Source organism: Rhodococcus sp. KB6 (assembly GCF_001445685.1).
GTDB lineage: Bacteria > Actinomycetota > Actinomycetes > Mycobacteriales > Mycobacteriaceae > Rhodococcus_F > Rhodococcus_F qingshengii.
On the sequence record NZ_LNAK01000021.1, the window covers coordinates 22,156 to 34,947 of the forward strand.

General features: G+C 62.1%; 14 protein-coding genes and 2 pseudogenes. 8 read left to right on the forward strand and 8 right to left on the reverse strand.

Annotation, left to right across the window (positions count from 1 at the left end; translation table 11 throughout):
- Positions 1-2 precede the first annotated feature (2 nt).
- Both ASU23_RS04030 and ASU23_RS04035 read right to left on the reverse strand, forming a co-directional pair.
- The gene (locus ASU23_RS04030) at positions 3-944 is read right to left on the reverse strand and encodes an FAD:protein FMN transferase (RefSeq protein ID WP_058037338.1); all 942 of its coding nucleotides are present in this window, start codon (positions 942-944) and stop codon (positions 3-5) included.
- Positions 941-1,207: a hypothetical protein gene (locus ASU23_RS04035; protein ID WP_058037339.1), complete on the reverse strand. Its 267-nt coding sequence runs from the start codon at positions 1,205-1,207 to the stop codon at positions 941-943. Before ASU23_RS04035 ends, ASU23_RS04030 begins: the two co-directional genes overlap by 4 nt.
- A 181-nt stretch (positions 1,208-1,388) precedes the next feature.
- Here ASU23_RS04035 and ASU23_RS04040 point away from each other — a divergent pair, with 181 nt between their 5' ends.
- From ASU23_RS04040 to istB, 5 genes are all read left to right on the forward strand, one after another.
- Positions 1,389-2,051: a response regulator transcription factor gene (locus tag ASU23_RS04040; RefSeq protein WP_058037340.1), complete on the forward strand. Its 663-nt coding sequence runs from the start codon at positions 1,389-1,391 to the stop codon at positions 2,049-2,051.
- Positions 2,048-3,283, forward strand: a complete 1,236-nt coding sequence (locus ASU23_RS04045; protein WP_058037341.1) for a cell wall metabolism sensor histidine kinase WalK — start codon at positions 2,048-2,050, stop codon at positions 3,281-3,283. The genes ASU23_RS04040 and ASU23_RS04045 overlap by 4 nt, the downstream gene beginning before the upstream one ends.
- Before the next feature lie 879 nt (positions 3,284-4,162).
- Positions 4,163-4,666: a condensation domain-containing protein gene (locus ASU23_RS04060; RefSeq protein WP_058037343.1), complete on the forward strand. Its 504-nt coding sequence runs from the start codon at positions 4,163-4,165 to the stop codon at positions 4,664-4,666.
- Positions 4,667-4,733: 67 nt separating this feature from the next.
- The gene (gene istA / locus ASU23_RS04065; RefSeq protein WP_058037344.1) at positions 4,734-6,410 is read left to right on the forward strand and encodes an IS21 family transposase; all 1,677 of its coding nucleotides are present in this window, start codon (positions 4,734-4,736) and stop codon (positions 6,408-6,410) included.
- A 14-nt stretch (positions 6,411-6,424) separates the two neighbouring features.
- Entirely contained in the window at positions 6,425-7,129 is a 705-nt protein-coding gene (gene istB, locus ASU23_RS04070; protein WP_058037388.1) for an IS21-like element helper ATPase IstB, read from the forward strand.
- A gap of 13 nt (positions 7,130-7,142) precedes the next feature.
- Here istB and ASU23_RS04075 read toward each other — a convergent pair whose 3' ends face one another.
- The gene (locus ASU23_RS04075) at positions 7,143-8,309 is read right to left on the reverse strand and encodes an integrase (protein ID WP_238587954.1); all 1,167 of its coding nucleotides are present in this window, start codon (positions 8,307-8,309) and stop codon (positions 7,143-7,145) included.
- Between the two features lie 123 nt (positions 8,310-8,432).
- Here ASU23_RS04075 and ASU23_RS34710 point away from each other — a divergent pair, with 123 nt between their 5' ends.
- On the forward strand, positions 8,433-8,777 hold the full coding sequence (locus tag ASU23_RS34710) for a hypothetical protein (protein WP_231915142.1): 345 nt from the start codon (positions 8,433-8,435) through the stop codon (positions 8,775-8,777).
- A gap of 16 nt (positions 8,778-8,793) precedes the next feature.
- On the opposite strand, the gene ASU23_RS04080 is transcribed toward ASU23_RS34710, so the two are convergent.
- The 3 genes from ASU23_RS04080 to ASU23_RS34190 form a co-directional block, all read right to left on the reverse strand.
- Positions 8,794-9,111, reverse strand: coding sequence for a helix-turn-helix transcriptional regulator (locus ASU23_RS04080; protein ID WP_050655421.1), 318 nt, complete (start codon positions 9,109-9,111; stop codon positions 8,794-8,796).
- Positions 9,108-10,169: a site-specific integrase gene (locus ASU23_RS04085; RefSeq protein ID WP_050655551.1), complete on the reverse strand. Its 1,062-nt coding sequence runs from the start codon at positions 10,167-10,169 to the stop codon at positions 9,108-9,110. Before ASU23_RS04085 ends, ASU23_RS04080 begins: the two co-directional genes overlap by 4 nt.
- 69 nt (positions 10,170-10,238) lie before the next feature.
- Entirely contained in the window at positions 10,239-10,376 is a 138-nt protein-coding gene (locus tag ASU23_RS34190; protein ID WP_172827015.1) for a hypothetical protein, read from the reverse strand.
- On the opposite strand from ASU23_RS34190, the pseudogene ASU23_RS33190 reads away from it, so the two are divergent.
- Positions 10,314-10,475: pseudogene (locus ASU23_RS33190) on the forward strand (ATP-binding protein); the annotation flags it as partial. The gene ASU23_RS34190 and the pseudogene ASU23_RS33190 sit on opposite strands and share 63 nt — an antisense overlap.
- A gap of 67 nt (positions 10,476-10,542) precedes the next feature.
- Positions 10,543-11,640, forward strand: a pseudogene (locus ASU23_RS04090) (ISL3 family transposase); the annotation flags it as partial.
- 166 nt (positions 11,641-11,806) lie between these two features.
- Here ASU23_RS04090 and ASU23_RS04095 read toward each other — a convergent pair.
- Positions 11,807-12,007, reverse strand: a complete 201-nt coding sequence (locus tag ASU23_RS04095) for a hypothetical protein (RefSeq protein ID WP_058037346.1) — start codon at positions 12,005-12,007, stop codon at positions 11,807-11,809.
- Positions 12,008-12,438: 431 nt separating this feature from the next.
- Positions 12,439-12,753, reverse strand: a complete 315-nt coding sequence (locus tag ASU23_RS35260) for an NRDE family protein (RefSeq protein ID WP_082661330.1) — start codon at positions 12,751-12,753, stop codon at positions 12,439-12,441.
- Positions 12,754-12,792: the final 39 nt, after the last annotated feature.

Below are 12,792 nucleotides of genomic sequence, written 5' to 3' on the forward strand. Positions count from 1 at the left end.
GGCTATAAACCCTCCCTGGCACTGACGATCTCGCGATCTGACGGCCACCCGTTCAGCAGACGGATCTCACCCGACGAGCCCACCAGCCGCGCCGGCAAACCTTCGATCTCGAGCTCCTGCGCACCGGCAAACCCTCGTACAACGCACGCAGTACTTGCGAGGTTGGCCGACACGCAACTGTTGGCTGCAACAGTGACCGTCTGCCATGTGCCATCTGCACTGCGACCACTATGAGGATCGATGATGTGGTGCACGTTTCGACCGTTCTGCGACCACCGGCGCTTCCTGGTGCTCGAGGTGGCGACGGCCACTCCCGGAGGAAGAACGACGTTACTGGCAGGAGCGTCGTCGCCGTCTTGCACCAGGACTGTCCAACCACCGTCGGGTGACGGGCCTGCTGTGGCGATGTCTCCTCCCAGACACACCAACACTCCGCAATTCAGCTTCGCGCTGACTGCTAGTGCACAGTCGTCCGCCGCCAGCGCCTTCGCTGTTGCTCCAAGGTCGAGTTGAACACCGGCCGGGACAGTGACGGTTTGCCCGTCAAGTCGGACCGAACTCCACAGTGGGTTCGAGACGAATGACGTTCGGATCGGTACCTCCCGGCCCTCGATCAGTGCAAAGTCGCGGTCGTAACCGAGTGCGATCATCGCCGCCCCGATGGTTGGATCCACCGCGCCTTCTGTGATCCGGGCGCCATCAAGCGCTGTTCGGAGTAGGCGTGCGAGAGTGCTGCTCACTTCGACCGGGATACCTCGGGCATTCTCAATCAGCCGAATCTCGGAATCATCGCGAAATCGGCTGCATGCCAATTCTATTCGGTTTAGGTATTCGTCCACGATCAACCTGGCCGGTAGGAGAGATTCAGGGTCCGTCACCACTATCGACGCCTCGATTCCCCATAACGTCCACTCCGACCTCGCGACAGGCGACACCGCGGTCACGATCCGGCCGATCGAGCGTGGGAGCCGTGAGCGCCGGAACTCCCGCTCGACAGGCGCGGTGTTGCAGTTGTGGACGTCGGGGTGGAGGCAGTGCCCGCGCCCGAGTTAGCGGAAGGGATGTCGTTGACCGTCGTCACAGTCGCCACCGTTTGGGTATCGGAGTAAGCAAGGGCCGTTCCGCCGATGACCCCGACCACTCCCAATGCCACGAGGGTTCCGGTGACTGCTCGTACCTTTCGGAATCCGTCTTCCGGTGTATTCATCTGATGCCCGCTCTCAAATGCTCGATGAAGAACTCAACAATCGGCCTCGGTGCTGATACACACCTGGACGGTCGCTGTGAAGCCGCTGTGAGTCGGCGCAACACCCCTCGCTGGCTCTGACGTCCACGATCCAGACACAATCTTGGAGAGTTCTCAGAACAGACGTGGCAGGCTCGCACTCATGGCCCCGAACCCACGAATTCTTCTCGTCGAGGACGATCGGCAACTAGCGGGCTTGCTCGCGGACTTGTTCGAGGACGAAGGGCACGATGTCGATGTCGCGCACGACGGGCAAGCTGGCCTTCATTTGGCGCTGACACGGGCATACGACGTGTTCGTCTTCGATCGAGGTTTGCCGGTCGTCGACGGCGTCGAGTTACTCAGGACCCTCCGAGCACGCGACTCTAGCGTCCCCGCGTTGATCCTCACTGCACGTGGTGCCCTCACTGATCGTGTCGAGGGGCTCGATGCCGGCGCAGAGGACTATCTGGTCAAACCCTTCGAGATTCCCGAATTGCTGGCTCGAATACGCGCCCTGCTTCGCCGCCGCGCCTCGGCCAGTCCGATCCACGTCGGCAGATGGGAAGTCGATCGCGCCAACCGGACAGCCACGGACACGGCGTCCGGTTCGGTGACCTCACTGTCGGAAAGAGAGAGCGAACTCATCGGACTTCTGTGCGCGTCACCTGGACAAGTCTTCTCTCGCAGCCAACTGCTCGAGCACGTGTTCGGAAGCGCAGACACCCCGGGCACTGTCGATACCTACGTTCACTACCTCAGACGTAAGCTCGGCCGGAATGTCATCGCAACGGTTCACGGCCTCGGGTATCGGTTCGGAGAATGATCTGCCGCAGAAAAGTCAAGGGCCACCGAGGATCTACCACTGGCTTCGGCGACGAGGCGCGTCTACGGCGAGCCGGCCGATCCGCGGCGATACAGGCTGCCGTCGCGCTGGGCGCCGTGTTGTTGATCGTGGGAGCCGTATCGTACCTCGGCTACGCGCGGGCACAGGATCGTCAAATCCGCTCTGCACTGACCGAGGTTGCGGCGACGGCGGACGATGCGGATGATCCGCCCCCTGGTATGTCGCTCGCATTCCGCTCGGCCGATGGTGCCGTTGCTGTCAGCCCACGCGCACCTCGTGGTACCACTGGTCTCCTCGACTCGCCGGTCGGCTATACCGATTTCAGCAGTGCAGCTCAAAATTATCGCGCCCTCGTCTCGGATGGCGCCGAAGGCCGTGTGGCAGTTGTCGCAGCACTCGAGCCATACGAAACCGGCAGACAGCGACTTCTCCTGGCGCTCGGATTCGCCGAAATCACCGGTATTGCTGCATCCGTGGGTGTCGTGTTTCTGTTGTCACGGCGTGCGATCAGGCCGCTGAGCCAGGCTCTCGAGTTGCAGCGACGATTTGTCGCCGATGCGTCGCATGAACTCCGCGCACCATTGACCGTATTGCATACTCGCGCACAACTTCTGGCCCGTCGAGGAAATTCGATCGAGTCGTTCGAGCTGGTAGCTCAATTGAACGGACTGGTCGACGACACTCGCGCTCTGGGCGAAGTGATCGAAGATCTTTTGATGGCGGCGTCGATGGATGACAGACGACAGTCGAGGCATCGGGTCGATATGGCGGCGGTCTGTGAGCAAGTGCGCGGCAGCGTCGCAGATCACGCCCAGAAATCGGGGGTCTCCGTCGAAACCAGTGAGTCGGGTACGGGCGAACCTGTGGTCCTGGGGATCGAATCTGCTCTGCGCCGCGCTGTTCTCGCGCTCGTAGATAATGCGTTGGCGCATGAGCGACCGGGCGGTCACGTCCTTCTCCGTGTCGAACGTGATCGTGATCAGGTCAAAGTCCGTGTGAGCGACACCGGAATCGGGATCGCTCCCGAGGTCGTCCCCATTCTGTTCGACAGGTTCTCGCATGGGGAGATGCAGCCTGCAGGTTCGCGCCGATACGGAATCGGATTGTCGTTGGTCCGCGAGATCGCACATGCACATCGCGGCGAAGTCATTATCGAATCGACGCCAGGGGTCGGCTCCGCCTTCGAACTCATCCTTCCGGCAGCCGGCTGAAAGTGCGCGAGGTCGGGACGGCAATGCACTCCGGCAAGAGAATCCACGCGAGCACGTGCCCCCAGAACTCTCCAAGAAATGCTCCCTACGTTGGTCTGCGTGGGACTGACCAGGATCGGCGGATTGTCGGCGCGTCCACTTCTCGTCCGCTGTGTCGTCGTGCTCGTTCCGCTTTCCGCGATTCTGGTTCTCTGTACAGTTCTCTGGCCGAATGCACGCATACGACTCGAAATATTGCCTGCACTGACGACAGAGGTCACCGTGGTCCTAGTCCCGATCACCACCGACGCAAGTGAACGGCTCGAACACAACTCCCCTTGCTACGTCTATCGAATCGGTGAGAGCGGAGCAAGGACCGTGCGGAAGGAACAGGCGCAAAAATCCCCTTAGAGCGAGTCGACGACAGGAGCGCAGTGTGATGATTCGATTCCCCGGAGTGTATGCACCACAAAGCCGTACCCGATTGATTTCGGATGCCGCACTCGCCGAACACATGGATGCTTCGTCCCAGGTACTCGACCCGCGCTCCGGTCGTGGCGCTGTGAACGCCTGTGCAGCCGGTCCCGGCACCGAATCAGTTTTCGCTGCCGACATCTCACGCCGCGCTGCAGTCTGCCCGTGGTTGAGCGGACAGTTCCATGGCGCCAGAATCCGCGTCAGCTGTGGGGGCCTCCTGCCCCTGTTGCGCGGTCGTCGATACGACCTCGTCATAGCGACCCCACCTAACGTTCCGTCGCTATGCAACCGGAAGCCGCGAATCGGCCCCGCACACAGCTGGGACGGTACAGCCCAGTTGTCGCGCAGGACATATCTCGAGTCGATGCGCGTCATCGAACCTGGACAGGACATCAAGGAAATCGTCGTTATCCGGGCCCGAGTATGACGTCACTGACGGCCGCGCAACGGTCTCTATATTTCGCGCAGACGCTCGACCCCACAACCCCGTACGTCATTGCGCAGTATGCCGAGTTGACCGGAGAACTGGACGCAGACCGCCTGGAATCCGCAACGGTCATCGCTCACCGTGAATTCGGTATTGCAGGCCTTCACCTACGCGTGACGGACGGTGTCCCGGAACTGCATGACGACGTGAACATCGCCGTTGTCGGCGAAAGGCTGGACTTTCGCCGATTCGACAATCCCGTCGGAGCAGCTACCTCCTGGATGCAACACGAATGGTCGACCGCGACCCTATCTTCGGACCAGCCGCTTACAATCGCGAAGCTGCTGCGCGTCGGCCCGGACCGTTGGTTCTGGTACTACCGCGCTCACCACATAGCACTTGACGGGTACACATCTGTTTATGACAGCTTGAGTCGAGACCACCGTGACGGCCAGACCCAGACCCATCTGCGACTCGCCGGACCGATGATGACGGTTTGAGCTGAGCCCACCTCAGAGTTGGTGCCATCTGGCTTGTTCGGATGCCAGCAACTGCTGGAGGGCAGTGATGGAGACTCGAATGGAGTTGTTCGCCCGAATTCGACGTGACGCCCGGATCGAGGAGTATTCGATCCGGCAGTTGGCCCGCCGCCACCAGGTCGGCCGGGCAACGGTGCGGATGGCGTTGGCGCAAGCGGAGCCGCCACCGAGAAAGATCCCGGTGCGCTGTTCCCCGAAACTGGATCCGTTCAAAGCCGCGATCGACGCCATGCTCACCGCCGATATCGACGCACCACGAAAACAACGCCACACGGCCCGCCGAATCCTCGCCAGGCTGGCCGACGAACATGGAGCGCAGCACCTTTCGTATTCCACGGTGCGTGACTACGTGCGGGTCCGGCGAGCACAGATCGACGTCGAAGCCGGACGCCGCATCGAAGTATTCGTCCCGCAGGAACACGCACCCGGTGCCGAAGCGGAAGTCGATTTCGGTGAAGTATGGGTGATCCTGGCCGGGGTGAAAACGAAATGCCACATGTTCGCCTTCCGGCTCTCGCATTCGGGGAAATCCGTGCACCGCGTGTACTCGACCCAAGGGCAGGAAGCGTTCCTCGAAGGTCATATCGCCGCGTTCGACGAGATCGGCGGTGTCCCGACCCGTCACATTCGCTACGACAATTTGACCAGTGCAGTGCAGAAAGTGATTTACGGGCAATCTCGTGCTCGTGTGGAGAACCCGCGGTGGGTGCTGTTTCGTTCGCACTTCGGGTTCGACCCGTTTTACTGCCAGCCTGGTATCTCCGGGGCGCACGAAAAAGGCGGTGTAGAGGGCGAGGTGGGCCGGTTCCGCCGAAACCGATTGTCCCCGATGCCTGTTGTCGACTCCCTCGATGAGCTCAACGAGAAGATCCGCGGCTGGGACACCGCCGACGACAGTCGGCGCATCAATGACCGGATACGCACTGTCGGGCAGGACTTCGCCGTCGAAGCACCGCTTCTGCGCCCTGTTCCAGGCGAGGGCTTCGATCCTGGATTGTCGCTGGAACCGCGGGTCGATCGGTCAGCGTTGATCACGGTGCGGATGGCGAAATACTCTGTCCCAGCACGTTTCATCGGCAGGAAGGTGCGGGTGTCGTTGCGGGCATCGGAAGTGGTGGTCTTCGACGGACGGGCGGCGATCGCTCGCCATCAACGGGTCATCGCCCGGGGCGGTCAGAGCCTCGATCTCGACCACTACCTGGAAGTACTGCGCACCAAACCCGGTGCCCTGCCAGGGGCCAGCGCTTTGGCCGCAGCCCGCAGAAACGGGACGTTCACCGCCGCTCATGACGCGTTCTGGGCGGCGGCCCGCAAAACCGACGGTGACGCCGGCGGAACCCGCCAACTCATCGATGTCCTGCTCCTGCACCGCACCATCGATAGCGATGACGTAATCGCGGGCATCGAAGCCGCGCTGACCGTGGGTGCAGTGACCGCTGATGTCGTCGCGGTCGAAGCCCGCCGACACGCATCATCGGAGGTCGATGCGGGTGGGTCTGATTCAGGCCGTCATCTCGTTGCTCGTCGCGACGGCCGCGAGCAACGCGTTGTCAGCCTGACCCAACGCCGTCTCGCCGATCCGGCAGCGATCATCGCTGGTCTGCCAGCCGATTCTCGGCCCGCACCGACGGTCGATCACTACGACCAACTCCTGCGACTCCCCGAACGCCGCAATCTCGCCCCATCCGCCGCCCGAGCCGAGTGAAAGAAGGCCCGAACATGGTTCGTCCACCCGTCACGGTTTCCACCACGCTGCGCCGCCGAGGTTTAACCGAGGAAGCCGCCACCGCCGCAGTCGATCAAGCCTGCCGCCGGCTACGGCTACCCACCATCCGTGCCGTCGTCGCGGACGCCGCCACTGCCGCCCGCAAGGACCAGCTTTCGTACTACGGATTTCTGGCGGAGTTGCTGCTTTCCGAATGCGACGACCGTGACCGGCGAAGTGTGGTGCGGCGAATCAAGGGAGCAGGGTTCCCTCGCGAAAAGTGGTTGGCCGACTTCGATTTCGACGCCAACCCCAACATCAATCCCGCCACCATCGGCACCCTCGCCACCGGCGACTGGATCCGCAAAGGCCAACCCCTGTGCTTGATCGGGGACTCCGGAACCGGGAAATCGCATCTACTCATCGGGCTCGGCGCGGCGGCCGCCGAAGCGGGCTACCGCGTCAAATACGTCCTCGCCACCCGATTAGTGAACGAGCTCGTCGAAGCCGCCGACGAGAAACAACTCGCCCGCACGATCGCCCGCTACGGCCGAGTGGATCTACTTTTGCTGGACGAACTCGGTTACATGGAACTCGACAAGCGAGGTGCTGAGCTGCTTTTCCAGGTGTTGACCGAACGGGAGGAGAAGAATTCCGTCGCGATCGCGTCAAACGAGTCCTTCTCCAAAGCGCACATGTTCGCGCGAATCTGTGCGTAGTGGCGCCGAAGTTTCACGGGTTCGGCAGTCGGGTCGGGTCGACGAAGTCTGCCAGGTAGATCATGGCGGCCTCGGCGGTCATGCCGAATGCCGCGGCGACGAGCTTCGGATCCATGGTGTTGACCAGATCGATAAGGCGAGTGCAGCGGATCATCCGTGGGCCGAACCCGCAATCGTCGAGCACATGACTCAGATAGGCGACCGATGCGGGTGACCGTCCGGCCTTGGTCCCTTTGGTGACGATGACGTGCGGATTGGCGGTTCGCCAGGAGGCGCGATGGGCCAAACAGCGCTGCACGATCGTCCAGCTCGCTGGGTCCATCGGGACCGGATGCGGTCGCTTGCCAAGCCTGACGGTCTGTCGAATCGGATCAACATCGTCGCAGGTCATCAGCCGGACTTCGCGACTGGAAGCGCCATGCAGCAAGGCGAGGATGCCGACCAGGGATTCATGCGGATGCACCAGCAGGTCGGTGGTCCACCGCTGGAACAACCGGCGCTGTTGCTCGAGAGTGAGCGTCCGGCCACGAAAACCCTTGGCCTCTTTGCTGTCCAGGCTCTTCGTCGGATCGACAAGGACCAGACGGTGACTGCGCGCGAATCGGAAAAACTGGCGCAGCACGGTGATTCTTCGCTGGCGCGACTTCGGCAGGGAAACTAGGAACGCCTCGACGTCGCCGAGCTCGACGGTCGCCCAATCTTGTTTCCCGCGTTCACTGTTCAAGAACGAAGCGAAATCTCGAACGGCCGCCAGTGCGGCCTCTATGGTCGAATCGCTGCGGGGCAGTGTTCCGGCCCGGCGAGCACGGGCCCTGGAGGTAAGCATGAACTCGGCGAATCCTGCGATTGCCGGCCGCAGCGGCTCTGGGGCCGCTTCGATCCGCCGTTGCCGACGGCCGGCGGCGAGTCGCTCGTTCTGGTCGGTCGGCATCGCCAGCCCGTGTTCGGTGAAGAAATCCTGCATCGATCTGGCCAGCGGACCCATGGAACGACCTGAGCGGCGTGCCCTATCGAGCAGGGACGGCGGATGATTGGAGTGCTCGTCGTCGAGCAGTCGCCCCAGCTCGGTGACCGCCACACACGCACGGCCTGGCGAATAGCCGTCGGCGAGACAGGTGATCAGGCCGGGCAGCCAATCCGGCGGGTCGGCAAGACGTGTTAGGAGATGTTCGCCGGCCACATGCGGCCGATCCGGATGGCGCTGCCAGCATCGCGAGCACATGCCGCGGCCGGCATGGCGGCGCAACACGCCACAGGCGACGCAGACGTGCGGGGGCTTCTTCGAAGGTCGCGGCCTCGAACAGTGACCGCACCAGCCGGTGTCCACGCGCAGATACCCGGGTTTGCCGCACCGCGGACAGTCCTGTTGCCGAGCTTGCAGGTCGGCTTTGTGTTGGCAGCCCCGGCACAACACGGCCTCCGCGAAGCGGACCTTGTGACCGCACTGCGCGCACCGGCGGGAACAAAGCACGCAACGACCTGTCTCGACGACGAGCACCCTACTGCGGCTGCAGTCAGGGCACGGTTGCTTGGCGGCCGCGTCCTTGGCGCGGGCGGTGCACCGGCAGCACAGGTCGCGGCCGATGATGCCCACCGGTCCGCCGCACTCGACACAGTCACGCTGGCGTTTACCCATGTTCTGCAATGACTTCCAGGTCGAAGCGTCACATCGGCGGCAGCGAGCGGCCGCGGGCGTTGACGGCTTGGCGCTGCGTCGGCGCCGGTCGGATTGGCGGCTCGGCAGGACGCTCGACGGGAGTGGTGTCGATCTCGAACAAGTCGTCCGGAGTGCATTGCAAGGCAGTGCACAACGCGATCAGCGTCGTCATCTTGATCTGGGTGGGTTCCTTGGTGAACAGCGCCGACACCGACGCCGCCGACATCTCCAGCCCGGCTTTGTCTGCCAGTAGCCTGCGCAGCTCGGTCCCGGTCCACACTTCGCGTTGGGCCGCGGCCATCCGCAGTCGCCACTTGATCCTCACGCTCGCTCGTCCTCTCCGCTGAGCTCGGCCAGGGTGGTGGTCACCGCGCGCCGATACGCGTCCTCGATGAAGGTCTCCGATGGCCGGACATACCGCATCGTCGATCCGACGGTCCAGTGACCCAGAAGCTGTTGGATCGCAACCAGATCCACGCCACGCTCATAGTTGTGGGTCGCGCACGCACGTCGCAGCGCATGCGGGCTGAACCGCTCCGAACGCGGGCGCCCTTCGAGCTCCATCAGATATCGCAGCCGGTTGCGGATCGTTCCACGATGCAGCGGCCCGCCGGACTCGGCGGCGAACAACACCGGCGAGTCCGGGAACTTGGGCCGCACGTCGGTCAGGAACCAGCGCAGCACCAGGTCCAGACCGTCGAGCATCGGAACCCATCGCGGCCGAGGACCGGACATCCTGGCGCCCTTACCGAAGCGGACATGAAGTTTGCCGAACGGACCACGATCGAAATGCACATCCGGAAGGTCGAGCAGCGCAGCCTCTTCCGAGCGCAGTCCGGCATGATAGAGCGTCCGGAACAGCGCGTAGTCCCGAGCTGCCGGCCCATATTTTCGGGCGGTGATGATGCGCGCCTTCATGAACTCGAAGAACTCCCGCACGCGCTCCGGAGTCGGAGGCGGCACCAGCGCCGGCGAATCGTCGCCGACATGGCGGGAGGCGTTGAACTCATCCACCGGGCAGACCAGCTTCACCCCGAACACGGCCTCGATCTCGGCTGCCTTGCGAACCTGGAGGAACCAGTGGAATCCCTTGAAGATCTGCACATACTCCCGCCGAGTCGACGGAGCACGGCCCGCGACTGCGAGGCTGCCAACGACTCGGTCGATGTCCTCGGCGGTGACTTCCCACGCCGGCCGGCCCAGTGCCGTCAGCGTCCGCTCGAGTAGCCCGATGTCGTTGTCGATAGTGACTGGGCTGAAGCCCCGAGCTCGCCAGGACGCGACGAAGGCGTCCACGCAGTTGCGTTGGAACACAACAGGATCTGACTCGATCGACTCTATCGGAACGACGTTGCCCGGGATCAGCCGCAGACCTTCGGTCATCAGCACACCTTCTTCACACCTGAACGATTAAGGTAGCACCTAATATAGACCGCTCACAGCTTGAGAAGGCTAGAACGCGAAAACATGCTGAAGTCCCAGCGAGCTGCGGGTTTCCACGGAGACGAACAAGTGCCAACCCCAGATCGGTGGGGTGACGTGTTCGGCGATCAGGCGGTCGCGGCCGCGATGATCGACCGAATCGTCCATCACGCAGAGGTTTTGACGTTGAAAGGGGCGAGTTACCGACTCAGGAACACCGGGATCGATACGTTGCCGTCCGTGAGAGCGGACAACGCGGCACAATGAATACATCGGCGTGGTCTAGTTTTCGTCCGTCAGGAATGGACTAGGTTTCGACCGTCGTTCACACGGCACAATTCTGATCGATATGGATACTCACCGTCCGGTCGATGTTCTGGCCAACCGGAAAGCCAAAACAGTTACCAAATGGCTCACCGAACATCCGGGAACACAGGTGATCTGCCGTGATCGCGCCGACGCGTATGCCGAAGCCGCCCGTGCTGGAGCGCCGGATGCGATCGAGGTCGCCGACCGCTGGCACCTATGGCACAACCTCGCCGAAGCAGTGGAGAAAACTGTTGCAGCCCATCACCATTGCCTGAAGAAGGAGTCCGAGTTAGAGCCTGAACCTTCGATCGAACGCACCGCGTCGGAGCAACTGAGGATGGCCGCCGAACAGGTACACGCCACCCGTCAGGAGAGTTCGATACTCGCCGTTCGCACGAAGAATCGCTTCGAGACGGTCACAACTCTCAAGAACGAAGGCATAGGAATCAGAACGATCGCACGGCAACTCGGACTGGCTAGGGAGACCGTCCGCCGTTTCTACTACGCAAGCAGTGTCGATGAATTGTTGGGAGCGCCGCGAGCCGGCCGGCCAACTATGCTGGACAGGTTTTCCGTCCACCTGCACGAGCGTTTCAACGACGGATGCACCTCCGCCGCTGCACTTTACGAAGAACTTCGAGCATTGGGGTATCGCGGCAGCTACAGCTCCGTCCGCGACTATTTGAAACCGCTGCGCACCATCGGCGCGGCGCCAGCCAGAAAACAAATTCCGAAGGTCCGGCGAATCACTTCCTGGATGTTGCGTCACCCCGACAACCTCACCGACGACGAGCAGATCGGACTCAAGCAGGTTCTCGCCGGCTGTCCACATCTCGAAGCAACTGCAGGACATGTCGCATCGTTTGCGGAGATGCTCACCGAACACCTTGGGAAACAATTGAACTCGTGGATATCGGCCGTCTCGGCTGATGATCTGCCGCAGCTGCATCGTTTCGTCCGAGGGCTCGACACCGACCACGCTGCGGTCCGCAATGGACTGACTCTGCCGTACAGTTCCGGTGCTGTCGAAGGGCACGTGAACCGAATCAAGATGCTCAAACGGCAAATGTACGGGCGCGCCGGATTCGACCTCCTCCGCAAACGAATACTCCTCAGCAACTGACGTATTCAGAATCGATCACGGAAATTGGGCCAGAACCAGGTTTCGACCGTCGTTCACAGCCGTTGCCACCGGTTCCACCGTCTACCGCCGCATGCTCGCAGATCCGCGTGCCTCGCGACTACTACGTCCGAGTCCACGAAAACGCCCGATCTACGCTAGGTAGCGGTCACTCGGGAAGGCCGAGCACTGGCCGAACACGAACCGGCGATGGTCTCGGGGGCTGACTGTCACTGATCATCCACTGCACGTGGAATCGGCCGCCCAGTTGCGAGAACAGTTCCAAAACCCGACGCAGGCCGTCGAAGATCAGGATCGGTTGATGCGGGACCTGGGCGACTACGACCGTGCATTCGGAGTTGAATTCCATTGTGGAACAACAAGTAATGGTCACGCGGTGCAGTAAATGAGAAGCGCGGATCCGCTCAAGGACTTCGAACACAACGCCCAGGCGTTGAAAGCGCCCCGTATTCGAGAATCGGCAGCAATGACTGGCGGAGCAAACCCGCAGCGACGGATGGAGCCACGAGGATTATCTCGCTGCCGTCTTGTCCAGAGAAGTCACGGCGAGCGAATCATCTGGAACTCAAACAAGGGTCCGATCAGCAGGATTTCCCGACACAAAAATCATTGGAGGCGTATAACTTCGACTACCAGCCCTCGCTCAGCCGAGAAATGGTGGCCCAGTCTGGGTACCGGGTGGCGTTCGCTACCCGCGGTCGATTGGGTTGGTCAGACTCAAAACCGCTAACGCTGAGGGAAAGCTGCCGACTGAGTTGGCGCGGCTACGACAAGATCGGGCTAATTATCGTCGACGAGGTCGGCTACAGGCGTGGCACTCAACCAGGTTCCGCCGCGACACGCGTCGCGGCCGGCGACGATGGGGCTATCGGGCCACCGGTGAACCGGTTCGATTCGCCTCCATTGGAACTCATCGCGACTATTGGCGATGAGGAGTCGGTGGCCTTGGACGGCGTTCCAGGCGATCAGAGCCAGACACAGGAGCTTCATCATCCTCGGTAGCGTTGAGCAGTCGCGATCTAGGCAGTCGGATCTCGGCCATCCCGACTTCGGTGTCACGTCGAGTGCAGTGGCTGGGCCCGCGAGAAGGAGCATCTGGGTTACAGCGCCCTTTGTAGTACGCGCTGAGCCCGA

Coding starts and splice junctions, on each gene's coding strand:
- istB (WP_058037388.1), top strand. CDS start 6,425: ATGGTTCGTCCACCCGTCACGGTTTCCACCACGCTGCGCCGCCGAGGT.
- ASU23_RS34190 (WP_172827015.1), bottom strand. CDS start 10,376: ATGGACGATTCGGTCGATCATCGCGGCCGCGACCGCCTGATCGCCGAA.
- ASU23_RS35260 (WP_082661330.1), bottom strand. CDS start 12,753: ATGCTCCTTCTCGCGGGCCCAGCCACTGCACTCGACGTGACACCGAAG.
- ASU23_RS04060 (WP_058037343.1), top strand. CDS start 4,163: ATGACGTCACTGACGGCCGCGCAACGGTCTCTATATTTCGCGCAGACG.
- ASU23_RS04040 (WP_058037340.1), top strand. CDS start 1,389: ATGGCCCCGAACCCACGAATTCTTCTCGTCGAGGACGATCGGCAACTA.
- ASU23_RS04095 (WP_058037346.1), bottom strand. CDS start 12,007: ATGGAATTCAACTCCGAATGCACGGTCGTAGTCGCCCAGGTCCCGCAT.
- istA (WP_058037344.1), top strand. CDS start 4,734: ATGGAGACTCGAATGGAGTTGTTCGCCCGAATTCGACGTGACGCCCGG.
- ASU23_RS04045 (WP_058037341.1), top strand. CDS start 2,048: ATGATCTGCCGCAGAAAAGTCAAGGGCCACCGAGGATCTACCACTGGC.
- ASU23_RS04085 (WP_050655551.1), bottom strand. CDS start 10,169: ATGACCGAAGGTCTGCGGCTGATCCCGGGCAACGTCGTTCCGATAGAG.
- ASU23_RS04035 (WP_058037339.1), bottom strand. CDS start 1,207: ATGAATACACCGGAAGACGGATTCCGAAAGGTACGAGCAGTCACCGGA.